Source organism: Caulobacter sp. 17J65-9, from assembly GCF_010975005.1.
Classification (GTDB): Bacteria; Pseudomonadota; Alphaproteobacteria; order Caulobacterales; family Caulobacteraceae; genus 17J80-11.
Genome location: NZ_JAAIVC010000008.1, coordinates 1 through 14,969 on the forward strand (window position 1 = coordinate 1; position 14,969 = coordinate 14,969).

Consider the following 14,969-nt stretch of genomic DNA (forward strand, 5'->3'; position numbering starts at 1 on the left):
GGCCTCGGCCGCGGCTTCGAGCGCAGCGGGGGCCGGAGCGGCGACCGGCGCCGGCGCGAGCGGGCGCATGACGAAGGGCTCGGCGGCCGGCGCGGCGTCGTCGGCGGCGGCAGCGAGGGGCAGGGTGAGGGCCAGGGTGAAGAGCGAGCCCTGGTCCTTGACGCTGAAGGCGACCAGGTGACCACCCATCAGGCGGGCCAGCTGGCGGCTGATGGCCAGGCCCAGGCCCGTGCCGCCGTGCCGGCGGGCGGCGCCGGCGTCGAGCTGTTCGAACGGGGTGAACAGGCGGCCCAGCTGCTCGGCGTCCATGCCCGTGCCGGTGTCGGCCACCTGAAAGCGCAGGGCGACGGCCCCGTCCTCAGCCGGCCAGGCCGACAGGCGCAGGGTGACGGAGCCCTGCTTGGTGAACTTGACCGCGTTCGAGATCAGGTTGTTGAGGATCTGGCGCAGGCGGGTCGGATCGCCCTCGACGAAGTTCGGCAGGCCGGCCGAGCCTTCGACGCGCAGGCGCAGGCCCTGCTTGCGGGCTTCCGCGCCCCAGAAGCGGGCGGTCTGGGCCAGCACAGCGCGCAGGTCGAAGGCGACGTTCTCCACCGACATGCGGCCGGCTTCGAGCTTGGAATGGTCCAGCAGGTCGTCCAGCAGCGCCTTCATCATGCGCGCGGCGTCGGAGATCAGGGCGGCGTTGGAGCGGGCGCCGGAATCGCGGGCGGTGCGCTCCAGCTCGGCGGCGCCGGCCAGCATGCCGCTGATCGGGGTGCGCAGCTCGTGGCTGACGGTGGCGACGAAGGCGGTGCGCGCGGCGTTGGCGGCTTCGGCCTCGGCGCGCTTGCGCTCGCTCTCGGCCCGGGCGGCGGCCTCGGAGGCGCGCGTCCCGTCCAGCGCCTTCCACAAGAAGGCCGAATTGCCGAAGAAGATCACCGCGCCCATGACGATGGCGGTGTCGTAGGCGCCGCTGCCGCCGAAATAGCGGACGAACAGCGGCGTGGTGATCAGGTAGACGAAGTAGGGCGCCAGCGTCAGGCTGATGGCCAGGCGCGAGGTGGGCGTGTTGACCACGCCGTTGATCACCGCGGCCGACAGCACGAAGGCGGCGCAGACCCCGCCCATCGGCCCGCCCAGGATCCACAGCGGCACGGACAGGGCGCCGAAGATCGCCCCGCTGGCGAACAGGCAGGCCGAGCCCAGGGCGGCGCGCCAGACGGGCAGGCGCACGGTTTCCGGGGGGAGGGGGCCGAAGGCGGCGACTTCGGCCAGCTGGGTCGCCCCGTAGGCGACCATCCAGGCCATGCTGATTTCCCAGCCCAGCAGGCGGCTCATCGCCAGGGCGGCCAGCGAGGCCAGCACGAAACGACGGGCGAGATGCGTCCGGCGCGTGCGCGCGGCCTGCACCAATCCCGTCGATTCGACCGCAGCCGTCATGCCGGATCCTTCCGCCCCGAAGCCGATACCGCCGTTAGGTGAGCGCATTCGGTAGCGATCGACCTTAGACGAACGAGACTAACGGGGCGTGAAGGAAAACCGGATTTCGAGGTTAAGGCGGCTCAGAGCGAACGGGCGATCAGGAGCTTCATGATCTCGTTGGTGCCGCCGTAGATCCGCTGCACCCGGGCGTCCTTGTAGAGCTGGGCCACCGGATACTCGTTCATGTAGCCGTAGCCGCCGTGCAGCTGAAGGCACTCGTCGATCACCTCGCCCTGGATGTCGCTCACCCAGTACTTGGCCATGGAGGCGGTGGCGGGGTCCAGCTCGCCCTTGATCAGCTTGCCGATGCAGTAGTCGACGAACACCTTGGCGACCGTCAGCTTGGTCTTGCACTCGGCCAGCTTGAACTGGGTGTTCTGGAAGTCGATCACCGCCTTGCCGAAGGCCTTGCGGCTCTTCACGTAGTCGAGGGTGGTGGCCAGCGCGCGCTCGGCCGCGGCCACGCCCTGGACGGCGATGTTCAGGCGCTCCTGCGGCAGCTGCTGCATCAGCTGCACGAAGCCCAGGCCCTCGGCCCCGCCCAGCACGTTGTCGATCGGCACCCGCACGTCGTTGAAGAACAGCTCGGAGGTGTCGTTGCCCTCCATGCCGATCTTGTGGAGGTTGCGGCCGCGCTCGAAGCCTTCGCAGCCGTCGGTCTCGACGAAGATCAGCGAGGTGCCCTTGGCGCCGGCCGACGGGTCGGTCTTGGCGACGACGCAGATCAGGTTGGCGAGCTGGCCGTTGGTGATGAAGGTCTTCGACCCGTTGATGACGTAGTGGTCGCCGTCGCGGCGCGCGGTGGTCTTCACGCCCTGCAGGTCGGAGCCGGCGCCCGGCTCGGTCATGGCGATGGCGCCGACGAAGTCGCCGGTGCACATGCCCGGCAGCCAGCGCTGCTTCTGCTCTTCGGTGCCGTAGTGCCAGATGTAGGGGGCGACGATGGCGTTGTGCAGCGAGATGCCGAAGTGGTCGGCGCCCTGCCAGCCCAGCTGGCGCATCAGCACCGCCTCGTGGCGATAGTCGCCGCCGGCGCCGCCGTATTCCTCGGGGCACGAGACGCACAGCAGGCCGGCCGCCCCGGCCTGGTTCCACAGCTCGCGCGGCACCGCCTGGTTGGCGCGCCAGCGGGCGGTCTCTTCCGGCGAAGCGTGGTCCTGGACGAAGCGGGCGACCATGTCGTCGAAGAGGCGCACGTCCTCTTCCTGCATGAAGGCGGGTTCTTCGACGTTCAGGACGTTCATCGCGGTTTCCTCGGTACGCTTCTTCTCGTGTGTTCAGGGGCTGAAACGAAAACGCCGGCGCCCTTTCGGGCGCCGGCGTCGTCGGATCAGAAGGCTTCGGCCGGCAGGGCCATCATGGTGTCGGCGCCGGTCTTCAGCTTGGCCAGGTGGCTGGCCGCGTCGGGCAGGATCCGCTCCAGGAAGTACCGGCCGGTGACCAGCTTGGTCGCGTAGAACGGGTCGGCGTCGCCGGCGGCGATCTTCGCCTGGGCGGCCTCGGCCATCTTCGCCCACATGTAGGCCAGGGTGGTCAGGCCGAAGACGTGCAGGTAGTCGGTCGAGGCGGCGCCGGCGTTGTCCGGGTTGGCCACGCCGTTCTGCATCAGCCAGAAGGTGGCTTCCTGCAGCTTGGCCTTGGCGTCGGCCAGGCCGTCGACGAACGGCTTCAGCTCGGCGTTCTCCTGGCGCTCGGCGACGTAGGCGTCGACTTCCTGGAAGAAGGTCATCACCGCGCGGCCGCCGTTGGCGGCCAGCTTGCGGCCGACCAGGTCCAGGGCCTGCACGCCGTTGGTGCCCTCGTAGATCATGGTGATGCGGGCGTCGCGCAGATACTGCGAGGCCGGGAAGTGCTCGGTGTAGCCCGAGCCGCCGTGCACCTGCATGGCCTGCGAGGCGACGTGGAAGCCGCGGTCGGTCAGGTAGGCCTTCAGCACCGGGGTGAGCAGGCCCATGTAGTCCTTGGCCTTGGTGGCCACGGCCTCGTCGGGCGCCTTCTGCAGGTCGGCGTGCAGGGCGGTCCACAGCACGAAGGCCTGGCCGCCCTCGATGAAGGCCTTGGACTCCATCAGCATGCGACGCACGTCCGGGTGGACGATGATCGGATCGGCCGGGCCGTCCGGGTTCTTCGGCCCGGTCAGCGAGCGGCCCTGCAGGCGCTCCTTGGCGAACTCGACGGCGGCCTGGTAGGCCGCGGTGCCGATCGACAGGCCCTGCAGGCCGGTGCCGAGGCGCGCGTCGTTCATCATCACGAACATGGCCTTGAGGCCTTCGTTCGCATTGCCGACCAGCCAGCCCTTGGCGTCGTCGTAGGCCATCACGGCGGTGGCGTTGCCGTGGATGCCCATCTTGTGCTCCAGGCCCGCGCACTGGGCGCCGTTGCGCTCGCCCAGGCTGCCGTCGGCGTTGACGAGGAACTTCGGCACCACGAACAGGCTGATGCCCTTCACCCCCTGCGGCGCGCCCTCGATGCGGGCCAGCACCAGGTGGATGATGTTGTCGGTGAAGTCGTGCTCGCCGGAGCTGATCCAGATCTTCTGACCCGAGATGCGGTAGCTGCCGTCGCCGTTCGGGACGGCCTTGGTGCGGATCATGCCCAGGTCCGTGCCGCACTGCGGCTCGGTCAGGTTCATGGTGCCGCCCCACTGGCCGGACACCAGCTTCGGCAGGTAGGTGGCCTTCTGCTCGTCCGAGCCGGCCGCGTGCAGGGCGTGGTACACGCCGTTGGTCAGGCCCGGGTACATGGAGAAGGCGGCGCTGGCCGCGGCGGTCATCTGGCCGTAGGCCATCGCCACCACCGCCGGCATGCCCTGGCCGCCATAGGCGGGATCGGAGCTGAGCGCCGGCCAGCCCGCCTCGACCATCTGCTTGTAGGCGTCGCGCCAGCCGGTGGGCGTGGTCACCGTGCCGTCGGCGTTGCGCTTGCAGCCTTCCAGGTCGCCCGCGCGGTTCAGCGGCGCGATCACCTCTTCGGCGAACTTCGCGCCTTCCTCGAGGATCTGGGCCACCAGGTCCGACGAGGCGTCGGCGAAGCCCGGCAGGTTGGAGTACCGGTCGATGTCGAGGACGTCGGTCAGCAGGAAGTTGAAGTCGCGGACGGGCGCTTTGTAGGCCATGGTTTTCCTGGTCCTCGGTTAGGCGGTCTTGCGGGTGGGGGCGGGCGCGTCCTCGTCGGCGTCTTCGCCGAGGCGGGCGCGCAGAAGGGTCTCGTAGTCGGCCGCCTGGGGCAGCAGGTCCGGGCGGTGCTCGGCCACCTTTTCCTCCAGCCAGGCGCAGCCCTTCTCGACGGTGTCGATGGCTTCGTCGAGGTCGTGACGCTGGCGCTTGAGGGTGTCGAGCTGGGCGCGGAAACGCTTCAGCGTCTCGGCCATCTGCACGGCGTTGCCGTCCTTGCGGTCGTAGAGCTCGAGCAACCCGCGGATCTCCACCAGGGAGAAGCCGATGCGCTTGCCGCGCAGGATCAGCTGCAGCCGGGCGCGGTCGCGCGCGGAGAACACCCGCGTCTGTCCGCGGCGCGAGGGGAACAGCAGTTCCTTGTCTTCGTAGAAGCGCAGCGCGCGCGCGGTGACGTCGAACTCGCGGCAGAGCTGGCGGATCGAATAGGTCCGGCGGTCGTCGTTCATGGTCGCGACTGTAACTTGACGCGCGCGTAAGGGGAAGCTCAATGTTGACGCGAACGTAAGGTGGCGCTTTTGGGGGCGAGCCGTTGACCGGCGGGGCGACTGTTGTTGCGATCGCCGTGTGATCAAGAATGAGGACGGCTCATGGTCCAATCGACGACAGGCGCCTGCTTGTGCGGCGCCGTCAGGTTCGAGGTTCTCGGAGGGTTCGAGGCCTTCTTCCTTTGCCACTGCGCCCGGTGCCGGAAGGGAACGGGGTCGGCGCACGCGGCCAACCTGTTCGCCTCCGGCGCGGAGCTGACCTGGCTGTCAGGGCGCGGCAACGTCAAAAGCTTTCGCGTTCCGGGGACCCGGCACGAAAGGAGCTTCTGCACCGAATGCGGGGCCGCGCTTCCGACCGTGCAGATGAACGGCGCGTTGCTGGTCGTGCCGGCCGGGAGCGTCGAGAGCCCGGTCGAGATCCGGCCGACCGCGCACGTTTGTTTCGCCAGCCGGGCGGAGTGGGACGTAGGCCTTGAAGACGTGCCGAAGATCGACGGCCTTCCGGGGTAGGCGTGGATCGCGGCCGCGGCTCAGTGGCCGCCGCCGGCCATCTGCCAGAGGGTGAGAACGATCTCGGCGGCGATCAGCAGCACGATCAGGATTTCCAGCCGCAGCGACCGCTGGGTGTCGATCAGGTCGGTCAGGGCGGTCGCCGTCTTGCCGATCACCTCGATCTTGCGGTTCAGGGTGTCGGCCCGCTCGGTCAGCTCGTACTCGTCCTCCAGACGCGAGTAGAGCCGGTCCAGGTCGGGCCGGTCCCACAGCACGTCGGGCCGCTCCTGCACCGCCACCCGCGCCGAGACCCGGTGCTGCACCAGCAGGGCGGAGCCGATCAGCTTCAGCATGGCGCGCCGACCGCCGGGCGCACGTCCGTCCGCCGCCAGCCGGCCGGCGAACGGCTCCAGGGTGTCGAACACCGAGGCCACCTGCTGCTCGTCGTGGGCCAGGGCCGTGCTCTTGGCCAGCACGTCGGCCGCCACCATCAGATGTTCGGGCGAGAAGGCGCGCAGTTGCACCGTCCCGTCCGGACCGACGCCTTCCTCGCCTTCACGCGCCAGGCGGATCGGCACGGCCTCTTCCTCGCGCGTCTCCACCGGTTCGCTGACCCGCGGCCGCAGCCCGCGCAGCACCTCGTCCTCTTCCAGCGGGGTCAGGCCGACCAGCACGACCACGCCGTAGCGGAACACCGCCGCGAAGCCGTCGCCGACGCGAAAGCACAGGGGCGAGGTGGCGTAGACGTCGCTGCGCTCCAGCCCGGCGGTGTTGATCCGGTCGCCGAGCAGCAGCGCGCGCGCCGTCGCCATCGGCCGTCCGCTGAGCAGCGGCCGGGGCGAGGCGGGGACGGGCGGCGGGACGTCGGCCATCGGGCGGGGCTCACGGCTTTGCGCCCGGCGCGACGCAGCCTAGACCGGGCGTCACGGTAACCGCCCGGAGCGCCTGCATGTTCGACGCCGTGATCTTCGATTGCGACGGTGTCCTGGTCGACAGCGAGGTGCTGTCGCTGGAGGTCGAGCTGGAGGCCATGGCCGAGCTGGGCGTGACCTACGACCTGGTGGAGTACAAGGCGCGCTTCCTGGGCCTGCCGCCGGGGCCGCTGCTGGAGGCGCTGGACGCCGACTACCGCGCCGCCACGGGGCGGCCGCTGGCCGAGAACTTCATGCCGGACTTGCAGGCGCGCTTCGTCGCCGCCTGCGCCGAGCGGCTGGCCGAGATCGCCGGCGTTGCGGCGGCGGTCGAGGCCCTGCCGCTGGCCCGCGCGGTGGCCAGCTCCAGCGGGGCGGCGCACCTGCGCAAGAAGCTCGACATAACCGGCCTGCTGCCGCTGTTCGATCCGCACGTCTATTCGGCCGAACTGGTCGCGCGCGGCAAGCCGCACCCGGACGTCTTCCTCTACGCCGCCGACAGGATCGGGGCCGATCCGCGCCGCTGCCTGGTCCTGGAGGACAGCGTCAACGGCGTGCGCGCGGCGCTGGCCGCCGGCATGACGGTCTGGGGCTTCGCCGGCGGCGGCCACATGGATCCGGTCACCGCCGGGCGGCTGGCCGAGGCCGGGGCGGAGCGGGTGCTGGGCTCGTGGGCCGAGGCCGAGGCGTTGTGGAGCGGCTGGGGACGTTGACCCGGGGCGGCGCGCCGCCTAAGCCCCGCGCCATGCAACACGGTCTCTCTTCGATCGCCCGCGACGGCCGGGCCTGGCCCTTCGAGCAAGCGCGCAACCTGCTGGCGCGGCTCCTGAAAACGCGTCTGAACGACGACGCGGAACGCGACCTGGCGGCCAGCCTGCTGCAGAAAGGCAAGGCGGACGAGGCGGTGACCACCTTCCCGGCGCTGGGTCGGGCGGTGATCTTCGAGACCGGCTACGGCCCCTCGGGCCTGCCGCACATCGGCACCTTCGGCGAGGTAGCCCGCACCAGCATGGTGCGCGCGGCCTTCCGCGCGCTCACCGACGACCACCTGCCGACCCGGCTGGTCTGCTTCTCGGACGACATGGACGGCCTGCGCAAGGTGCCGGACAACGTGCCGAACAAGGAGATGCTGGCCGAGGACCTGGGCAAGCCGCTGACCGTGGTGCGCGACCCGTTCGGCGAGCATCCCTCGTTCGGTCAGCATAACAACGCGCGCCTGCGCGCCTTCCTGGACTCGTTCGGCTTCGACTACGAGTTCCTGTCGGCCACCGACTGCTATCGCTCCGGCCGGTTCGACGAGACCCTGTTGAAGGCGCTGGCGCGCTTCGACGAAATCCAGGCGGTCATGCTGCCGACCCTGGGCCCGGACCGGCGCGCCACCTATTCGCCCTTCCTGCCGGTCAGCCCGACCACGGGCCGGGTGCTGCAGGTCCCGACCCTGGAGCGCAACGTCGAGCGCGGCACCATCGTGTTCGAGGACGAGAACGGCGAGCGCGTCGAACAGTCGGTCACCGGCGGCCGCGTGAAGATGCAGTGGAAGCCCGACTGGGCCATGCGCTGGGTCGCGCTGGGCGTCGACTACGAGATGGCCGGCAAGGACCTGATCGACTCGGTCAAGGTGTCCTCGCGCATCGCCCGCATCCTGGGCGCCGAGCCGCCGGAGGGCTTCAACTACGAGCTCTTCCTGGACGAGAACGGCGAGAAGATCTCCAAGTCCAAGGGCAACGGCCTGACCATGGAGGACTGGCTGCGCTACGGCGCGCCGGAAAGCCTCGCCTACTACATGTTCCAGTCGCCCAAGTCGGCCAAGAAGCTGCACTTCGACGTGGTCCCGAAGGCCACCGACGAGTACCTGCAGCAACTGGACGCCTACAACCGCTCGCTCGCCGACGGTACGAACGCCACGCCGATCGAGAACCCGGTCTGGCACGTCCACAACGGCCTGCCGCCGAAGAAAGGCCCGCCGGTCACCTTCGGCCTGATGCTGAACCTGGTCTCGGCCGCCAACGCCGCCGACAAGGCGACCCTGTGGGGCTTCCTGTCGCGCTATGCGCCGGGCGCCACGCCGGAGAGCGAGCCCATGCTCGACCGCCTGGCCGGCTACGCGCTGAACTACTACGAGGACTTCGTCCGTCCGGCGAAGCAGTTCCGCCTGCCCGACGCCAAGGAGAAGGCCGCGCTGGAAGACCTGGCCGCGCGCCTCAAGGCCCTGCCGGCCGACTGCAAGGACGGCGAGCTGATCCAGAACGAGGTCTATGCGGTGGGCAAGGACCACGGCTTCGAGCCCCTGCGGGCCTGGTTCGGGGCGCTCTACGAAGTGCTGCTGGGCCAGACCCAGGGCCCGCGCTTCGGCTCGTTCGCGGCGATCTTCGGCCTGGACCGGACGGTGGCCCTGATCGAGCAGGGCGCGCGCGGGGAGTTGGTCGCCGGCTGACGGCGCGTCCGCAAGCGCCGGAAAACAAGAAGGCCGCCGTGTCGAAAGTCCGGCGGCCTATTCTTTTGTACGCGACGCCGGGACGCGGCGGCGTCAGTCGGGTCAGCGTCGGGCGAAGTCCAGCGCGTCACGTTCGCGCCAGGCGTTCCAAGTTCCGATGGCAAGCGTCGTGACGACGCCGTAATCGGCGATGTTCAGCGCGCTGATGTAGGCGAACGTGCCGATTTCCAGGTTTAGCCAGGACGTCACGTGCGCGGTCATTTTGATCATCATGAACGCGGCGGCGAAGATCGGCCAGCTTCTGGTCGACTTCCACGCCACGACGCCGAATCCGATCAGCAGGGCGATGTCGATCAGCGTGATGACGTCCTTGGGCGCGAGGCGGCTCGTGTCCTGCTGCGCCAACACTGCACCGACCTGGGCGAAAAATGTCAGGACAGCTCCGGCCTGCTCGAACTTCCCGCCTTTCCATAGGGCGAAGCCACACCCGAGGAAGGTCGCGGTGAGCGCCACAAGTCCGTAGATGTCAAATCCGTAGATACCGAACAAGACGAAACGCCCCCGAGGATGTCCTCGGGGGCGAAAGTGACAGAATCGGCTCGCCGCCCGCAAGCGGCTGAGTATTAATTTTACTGAGAGGCCGCGATCCGGAGGCCGGGCGCCGCCGTCATGCCGACCACGTCCCCTTCGTTGGTGCCCTTGCCCATGGCATGGGTGATCAGCTCGTCGTCGACGCCGATCTTGCGCTGCAGGTTCTGCAGGGCGGCGTGAGCCGACATGACCGCGCGACGGGCTTCCGCCAGGGCGGCGATCGTCTCGGCGGTGCGGGTGGTGGCGACCTCGCCGGCCACGGCCGACAGGTTCAGCTCACGACGGGCTTCCACCATCGATTCCAGAAACTGCGAGGCGCGAACCATCGCTTCGTCCACGGCGTGTTCGGTCGCGAACAGCTTGTCGGCCACTTTGTTGCAGACTTCGATCTTATCCATTTTTGACCCGCCCACTCGATAGGAAGTTAACAAGCTCTTAACACCCCTCCGCCGTTAACGGTAGAGCTTAGGAGCTTGTTAACCACGATTTCGCGGGCAAGCGGCAGCATTCGTCAAGCGTCACCGCTGACGAACACTCGCGCGAAAGGCGAGAAACGTTAATTTTCCTCGGTTTGCGACAGCAGGAAGTGGGCGTGCAGGGACGCGATCGGGGCGGCGCGGGTCTCCTGCCAGGCCTCGACGTGGACGTTGGCGATTCGCCGGCCCGCCTTCTTGATCTGCGCGCGGGCGTAGGTGGTCAGCGGCCGGCCCGAGCGCAGGTACTGCACCGTCACGCCGATCGGCCGGGGCAGGCGCGGACGCCGCTCGACGATGGCCAGCTGGGCCATCGCGGTCAGCTCCATGAAGGCGCCGGTGACGCCGCCGTGCAGGGCGGGCAGCAGCGGATTGCCGATCAGGTGCTCGGCGAAGGGCATGATCGCCGTCATCTCGTCGCCGGCCAGCTCGGCGCGCAGGCCCAGGAACCGGGCGTAGGGGATTCGGCCGAGAATCGCCTCGAGGGTTTCCGCCGCTTCGTTCACGCGCCCGCCTCCGTCGACGACGGCCGCAGATTCGCGCCCGGTTTCCGGCCGGCGTCGGAGTCCAGCATGAAGGCCGACTGGGCGGCCGCCACCGGGTCCTCCGGATCCTCGTCGTAGGCCCAGGCCCGCACGAAGGCGACCGAGCGGGTGAGCTTGTAGCAGCGCGCCTGGGCCATCAGGGCCAGCCCCGGCTTGGCCGGACGCATGTAGTCGATCCGCAGGTCCAGCGTGGCGATCGAGGTGAACCGGTTCATCGCCGCCCACACCGCCATGCCGCAGGCGTGGTCCAGCACCGCCGTCACCACGCCGCCGGCCAGCACCTTGGTGTCGGGGTCGCCGATCAGGTCCTCGCGGTAGGGCGTCCTGAGGGTGACCAGGTCGCCCTCCACCCCCACCAGGGACATGCCCAGCGCATGGGTGTGAGGGCTGCTGCTGACGAGGCGGTCGAGCAGGTCGGCGATGGGAGGCTGGCTCATGAGCCGCTTATAGCCGGGCGCGCTTCGCCCGGGAAAGCGATGGCCAGGACCGGGCCGGCGACCGGCGCAGCCATTATGCGGCTCAGCAAACGCCCAGGCGTGAGGGCGAACAGGCCCGCGCTCAGCAGCACGCCGGCGAACACGCCCACCATCACCGCCCGGTGCAGCAGCACGCGGCGCGTGCGCGCCGCCCACAGGCCCAGCGGCAGTCCGACCACGGCCAGCAGGGTGAACAGGTGCAGCGAGGAGAACGGCCCCAGGTGCGGCACGTCGGCGACCTGGTCGTGCAGCAGGACCGAGGTCGCGACGGCGAGACCGAACACGCCGGCCCACAGCCAGCCCAGCACGCGATGGGGCAGGGCGCCCTTGGGCGCCGCCAGCTGGACCGCGCCCAAGGCGACGGCCGCGACGGCGGACGCGAGATGCGCCTCCACCAGCCAGGGCGCGTCGTGGACGGCTTCCAGGTTCACCGCTCGATCCCTTCGTCGGCGACGGAATTTCTGAAACCTCGCCTTCGCCTCGGTCCTATATGAAAACCCGGAGCCCCGCGTGGTGCGGCGGCTGCGGCATAGCGCCGGAGGCGAGCGGTGCGGCCAGAGAAGGTCCTGTGTCCCCGGCCCGAGGGGCTGTGGTGCGCGCCGGGCGACTTCCACGTCGACCCCGTGCGCCCGGTCGCCCGGGCGGTGATCACCCACGGCCACGCCGACCACGCCCGCGCCGGCCATGGCGTGGTGCTGGCCACGCGCGAGACCCTGGCGATCATGGCCGAGCGCTACGGACAGGACTTCGCCGGCTCGACCCAGGCCCTGGCCTACGGCGAGGTCGTCTCGCGCGACGGGGTGGAGGTCAGCCTGGCGCCCGCCGGCCATGTGCTGGGCTCGGCCCAGGCGGTGGTTCGCCACGCCGGCCTGACCCTGGTGGTCTCGGGCGACTACAAGCGCCGGCGCGACCCGACCTGCCGGCCGTTCGAGCCGGTGCCCTGCGACGTGTTCGTCACCGAGGCCACCTTCGGCCTGCCGGTGTTCCGCCATCCGGACGACCGGCACGAGATCGGCAAGCTGATCCGCTCGACCGAGCAGTTTCCCGAGCGCGCCCACCTGGTCGGCGCCTATGCGCTGGGCAAGGCGCAGCGGCTGATCTGCCTGCTGCGCGAGGCGGGCTGGACACGGACCATCTACGTTCATGGGGCGATGGAGCGGCTGAACGCGCTCTATGAGGCGCACGGGGTCGAGTTGGGCCCGCTGGCCTCGGCGACGGAGGCTCAGGGCGGGCTGGGCGGCGAGATCGTGATCGCCCCGCCGTCGGCCCTGAACGACCGCTGGGCCCGGCGCTTCGCCGATCCGGTCACCGCCTTCGCCTCGGGCTGGATGGGCGTGCGGGCCCGGGCGCGGCAGCGCGGCGTTGAGCTGCCGCTGGTGGTTTCCGACCACGCCGACTGGGACGAGCTGACCGCGACCATCCGGGACGTGGCGCCCGGCGAGCTCTGGATCACCCACGGCCGCGAGGAGGGCCTGCTGCGCTGGTCCGAACTGAACGGGGTGCGGGCCCGCGCGCTGGCCCTTGTGGGCTACGAGGACGAGGACGACTGATTGGCCGGGCGCTTACGGCTCTGCTAACGTCGGTATCGGGCGCGTGGGGGTACCGGTGCGGCGCAATCTCGAATCGGCCGACGTGGTCGCCACCCTGGAACGCCTGCACGCCCGCATGGCCGAGCGCTTTCCGAACGCGGGCCTGACCGCGGTCTGCAAGGACCTGAACGAGGTGGCGCGCACCGTGTCGCGCCGCGCGCGGCGGATCGGCCGGCCCTACCTGCTGCTGCGCGCCGCCGTGCTGGCGGTGGCGGTGGGCGCGGTGGCCCTGCAGGTCTGGGCCTTCGGCTTCGTGCAATGGGACCGGTTCACGGTGGGCGACGACGTGAGCGAGCTCACCCAGGCGCTGGAGGCGGGCGTCAACCTGCTGATCCTGGCCGGCGCGGCGGTGTGGTTCCTGCTGGGCATCGAGGAGCGGCTGAAGCGCCGGCGCGCGCTGGCCGACCTGCACGAGCTGCGCTCGTTCGCCCACGTGGTGGACATGCACCAGCTGACCAAGGACCCGACCATCACCAACGGCGAGGGGGCGCCGACCGCGGCGTCGCCCAAGCGGACCATGACCGGCTTCGAGCTGAACCGGTATCTCGACTACTGCGCCGAGATGCTGTCGCTGATCGGCAAGCTGGCGGCGCTCTACGCCGAGCACACCCGCGACCCGCGCCTGATCGCGTCGGTCAACGACGTCGAAGCGCTCAGCACCGACCTGGCCCGCAAGATCTGGCAGAAGATCACCGTGCTCAGCGTCATCGAGCAGGACGGCGGCGCTTAAGCCGGCTTCCGTCTCGCCTGAGCTGCGAACTCCCCGACCGCCTCCCGCGTTGTCTGCCGGCGTAGGCGTCAGGAGTAAGTACATGGGAAGCAAGACCACTTGGGTCGCGACCTTCGACGGCGCGGAAGCCCGCGTGTTCACCCGGAACCGCGAGACCGGTTACCTCCAGGCGCTGGAGACCGAGGGCCTGTCCGGCCCGCACCGGCCTGACATCGAACGCGAACGCACCATCACCTACGCCCGCGTCGGGCCGGGCCGCAGCGCCGTCGAGCCGGCCGTCACGCCGGAAATGATGCTGGAGAGCACCTTCATCCAGAAGGTCGCCGACCAGTTGGCCGACCGGGCTCAGAAGGGCGCCTTCGACCGGCTGATCGTGGCCGCCGGCCCGCGCGCGCTGGGCATGTTCCGCAAGCACGCCTCCGAGCCGCTGAAGGACAAGATCGTCGTCGAGGTCGACAAGGACCACGTCCACACGCCGGTGAAGCAGCTGGAGCAGGCGCTCTCGGGGCACTTTTGACCGACGACAGCGGCTCCCTCGATCCCGCCGGGCTCGGCCTGGTCGGCGACATCGGCGGCACCAACGCCCGCTTCGGCCTGGTGCGCGTCGGCGAGGAGCCGCCCGAAGTGATGCGGCCGCGCGCCTACGCCGGCCGTGACTTCGCTTCGATCGAACAGGCGATCGACACCTACCTCGCCACCGTTCGGGTGCAGCGCCCGCCGCTGGTCGCCCTGGCGGTGGCGGGGCCGGTGCGCGACGGGGTGATCCACTTCACCAACCTCGACCAGACGCTCTCGGAGGCGGACCTGCGGGCCCGCGGCTTCCGTGAGGCGCGGCTGCTCAACGACTACGCCGCCCTGGCCATGGCCGCCCTGTGCCTGCGAGGCGGGGACCTGCGCCAGATCGGCGGGCCGTCGGAGGCGCCGCCCGGGCGTACGGTCGCTGTCGCCGGACCGGGCACCGGCTTCGGCGCCTCGGCCCTGGTGCGCCGCAACGGCCAGGCCGTGCCGTTGTCCGGCGAGGCCGGCCACACCAGCTTCGCGCCGCAGGACGAGGTGGAGCTCGAGGTCCTGCGCATCCTGAAGGCGCGCTTCGGGCGCGTGTCGGTGGAACGCATCCTGTCGGGGCAGGGACTGGTCAACCTGCACGCCGCCCTGGCTCGCATCGGCGGCCGCGACCCGGGCGACCTGTCGCCGGCGACCATCACCGACAAGGCGCTGGAGGGCGACGCCCCTTGCCTGGCCACCGTCGAGCGGTTCTGCGCCATCCTCGGCGACGTGCTGGGCGACTACGCTCTGGCCGTCGGGGCCGAGGGCGGGGTCTATATCGGCGGGGGCATCGCGCCGCGCATCCTGCCGGTCCTGGAGCGCAGCGACTTCCGCGCCCGCTTCGAATCCAAGGGCCGATTCGTCGACTACATGCGCGCGATTCCGACCTGGCTGATCGTCCATCCGCTGGCCACCCTGCTCGGCGCGGCCGAAGCCCTGAGCGAACCGGCCCGCGGGCGCTAAAAAATTTCCGGCCTCGAAGAACGGGGTTTGCAGGCGTGGGATCGCGTCCGGCCGTGATCGCGGATGCGAGGCGTTCTCCCTTGCTTCTTCATCT

The 14,969-nt window shown here is 70.0% G+C and carries 17 protein-coding genes; 7 read left to right on the forward strand and 10 right to left on the reverse strand.

What is annotated here, in order from left to right; genetic code table 11:
- From G3573_RS02755 to G3573_RS02770, 4 genes are all read right to left on the reverse strand, one after another.
- On the reverse strand, positions 1-1,422 hold a 1,422-nt coding region (locus tag G3573_RS02755; RefSeq protein WP_240454475.1), incomplete at its 3' end, for an ATP-binding protein.
- Positions 1,423-1,544: 122 nt separating this feature from the next.
- Positions 1,545-2,708: an acyl-CoA dehydrogenase family protein gene (locus G3573_RS02760; RefSeq protein ID WP_163259323.1), complete on the reverse strand. Its 1,164-nt coding sequence runs from the start codon at positions 2,706-2,708 to the stop codon at positions 1,545-1,547.
- Between the two features lie 86 nt (positions 2,709-2,794).
- On the reverse strand, positions 2,795-4,579 hold the full coding sequence (locus tag G3573_RS02765) for an acyl-CoA dehydrogenase C-terminal domain-containing protein (RefSeq protein ID WP_163259324.1): 1,785 nt from the start codon (positions 4,577-4,579) through the stop codon (positions 2,795-2,797).
- Positions 4,580-4,597: 18 nt separating this feature from the next.
- A complete protein-coding gene (locus G3573_RS02770; protein ID WP_163259325.1) occupies positions 4,598-5,086 on the reverse strand; it encodes a MerR family DNA-binding transcriptional regulator in 489 nt (162 codons plus the stop codon).
- A gap of 141 nt (positions 5,087-5,227) precedes the next feature.
- Here G3573_RS02770 and G3573_RS02775 point away from each other — a divergent pair, with 141 nt between their 5' ends.
- On the forward strand, positions 5,228-5,635 hold the full coding sequence (locus G3573_RS02775) for a GFA family protein (RefSeq protein ID WP_163259326.1): 408 nt from the start codon (positions 5,228-5,230) through the stop codon (positions 5,633-5,635).
- Positions 5,636-5,655: 20 nt separating this feature from the next.
- On the opposite strand, the gene G3573_RS02780 is transcribed toward G3573_RS02775, so the two are convergent.
- A complete protein-coding gene (locus G3573_RS02780; RefSeq protein ID WP_205598035.1) occupies positions 5,656-6,489 on the reverse strand; it encodes an RMD1 family protein in 834 nt (277 codons plus the stop codon).
- 77 nt (positions 6,490-6,566) lie between these two features.
- Here G3573_RS02780 and G3573_RS02785 point away from each other — a divergent pair, with 77 nt between their 5' ends.
- Together G3573_RS02785 and G3573_RS02790 are read left to right on the forward strand one after the other, a co-directional pair.
- Positions 6,567-7,241 (forward strand): HAD family phosphatase, encoded by a 675-nt coding sequence (locus G3573_RS02785; RefSeq protein ID WP_163259327.1) that lies wholly within the window; start codon positions 6,567-6,569, stop codon positions 7,239-7,241.
- Positions 7,242-7,273: 32 nt separating this feature from the next.
- Positions 7,274-8,962 carry a lysine--tRNA ligase gene (locus tag G3573_RS02790; protein ID WP_163259328.1) on the forward strand — a complete coding sequence of 563 codons (1,689 nt, stop codon included), beginning with the start codon at positions 7,274-7,276 and terminating at the stop codon, positions 8,960-8,962.
- A 102-nt stretch (positions 8,963-9,064) separates the two neighbouring features.
- Here the strand turns inward: G3573_RS02790 and G3573_RS02795 are convergent, their stop codons facing one another.
- The 5 genes from G3573_RS02795 to G3573_RS02815 form a co-directional block, all read right to left on the reverse strand.
- Positions 9,065-9,511 (reverse strand): hypothetical protein, encoded by a 447-nt coding sequence (locus G3573_RS02795; RefSeq protein ID WP_163259329.1) that lies wholly within the window; start codon positions 9,509-9,511, stop codon positions 9,065-9,067.
- 80 nt (positions 9,512-9,591) lie between these two features.
- Positions 9,592-9,951 carry a hypothetical protein gene (locus tag G3573_RS02800; protein WP_163259330.1) on the reverse strand — a complete coding sequence of 120 codons (360 nt, stop codon included), beginning with the start codon at positions 9,949-9,951 and terminating at the stop codon, positions 9,592-9,594.
- A gap of 158 nt (positions 9,952-10,109) precedes the next feature.
- Positions 10,110-10,532 carry a PaaI family thioesterase gene (locus G3573_RS02805; RefSeq protein WP_346427330.1) on the reverse strand — a complete coding sequence of 141 codons (423 nt, stop codon included), beginning with the start codon at positions 10,530-10,532 and terminating at the stop codon, positions 10,110-10,112.
- Positions 10,529-11,008, reverse strand: a complete 480-nt coding sequence (locus G3573_RS02810; protein WP_163259331.1) for a PaaI family thioesterase — start codon at positions 11,006-11,008, stop codon at positions 10,529-10,531. The genes G3573_RS02805 and G3573_RS02810 overlap by 4 nt, the downstream gene beginning before the upstream one ends.
- A complete protein-coding gene (locus tag G3573_RS02815; protein ID WP_163259332.1) occupies positions 11,005-11,478 on the reverse strand; it encodes a DUF2306 domain-containing protein in 474 nt (157 codons plus the stop codon). Before G3573_RS02815 ends, G3573_RS02810 begins: the two co-directional genes overlap by 4 nt.
- 117 nt (positions 11,479-11,595) lie before the next feature.
- On the opposite strand from G3573_RS02815, the gene G3573_RS02820 reads away from it, so the two are divergent.
- The 4 genes from G3573_RS02820 (at position 11,596) to glk (ending at position 14,875) form a co-directional block, all read left to right on the forward strand.
- A complete protein-coding gene (locus tag G3573_RS02820) occupies positions 11,596-12,597 on the forward strand; it encodes a ligase-associated DNA damage response exonuclease (RefSeq protein WP_163259333.1) in 1,002 nt (333 codons plus the stop codon).
- A gap of 55 nt (positions 12,598-12,652) precedes the next feature.
- The gene (locus G3573_RS02825) at positions 12,653-13,366 is read left to right on the forward strand and encodes a hypothetical protein (RefSeq protein ID WP_346427331.1); all 714 of its coding nucleotides are present in this window, start codon (positions 12,653-12,655) and stop codon (positions 13,364-13,366) included.
- Positions 13,367-13,448: 82 nt separating this feature from the next.
- The gene (locus G3573_RS02830) at positions 13,449-13,883 is read left to right on the forward strand and encodes a host attachment protein (RefSeq protein WP_163259335.1); all 435 of its coding nucleotides are present in this window, start codon (positions 13,449-13,451) and stop codon (positions 13,881-13,883) included.
- Positions 13,880-14,875: a glucokinase gene (gene glk, locus G3573_RS02835; protein WP_163259336.1), complete on the forward strand. Its 996-nt coding sequence runs from the start codon at positions 13,880-13,882 to the stop codon at positions 14,873-14,875. Before G3573_RS02830 ends, glk begins: the two co-directional genes overlap by 4 nt.
- Positions 14,876-14,969: the final 94 nt, after the last annotated feature.

Bases quoted from the DNA above. Each gene is read 5' to 3' on its own strand.
- G3573_RS02760 (WP_163259323.1), bottom strand. From the start codon at position 2,708: ATGAACGTCCTGAACGTCGAAGAACCCGCCTTCATGCAGGAAGAGGAC.
- G3573_RS02765 (WP_163259324.1), bottom strand. From the start codon at position 4,579: ATGGCCTACAAAGCGCCCGTCCGCGACTTCAACTTCCTGCTGACCGAC.
- G3573_RS02770 (WP_163259325.1), bottom strand. From the start codon at position 5,086: ATGAACGACGACCGCCGGACCTATTCGATCCGCCAGCTCTGCCGCGAG.
- G3573_RS02775 (WP_163259326.1), top strand. From the start codon at position 5,228: ATGGTCCAATCGACGACAGGCGCCTGCTTGTGCGGCGCCGTCAGGTTC.
- G3573_RS02780 (WP_205598035.1), bottom strand. From the start codon at position 6,489: ATGGCCGACGTCCCGCCGCCCGTCCCCGCCTCGCCCCGGCCGCTGCTC.
- G3573_RS02785 (WP_163259327.1), top strand. From the start codon at position 6,567: ATGTTCGACGCCGTGATCTTCGATTGCGACGGTGTCCTGGTCGACAGC.
- G3573_RS02790 (WP_163259328.1), top strand. From the start codon at position 7,274: ATGCAACACGGTCTCTCTTCGATCGCCCGCGACGGCCGGGCCTGGCCC.
- G3573_RS02800 (WP_163259330.1), bottom strand. From the start codon at position 9,951: ATGGATAAGATCGAAGTCTGCAACAAAGTGGCCGACAAGCTGTTCGCG.
- G3573_RS02810 (WP_163259331.1), bottom strand. From the start codon at position 11,008: ATGAGCCAGCCTCCCATCGCCGACCTGCTCGACCGCCTCGTCAGCAGC.
- G3573_RS02830 (WP_163259335.1), top strand. From the start codon at position 13,449: ATGGGAAGCAAGACCACTTGGGTCGCGACCTTCGACGGCGCGGAAGCC.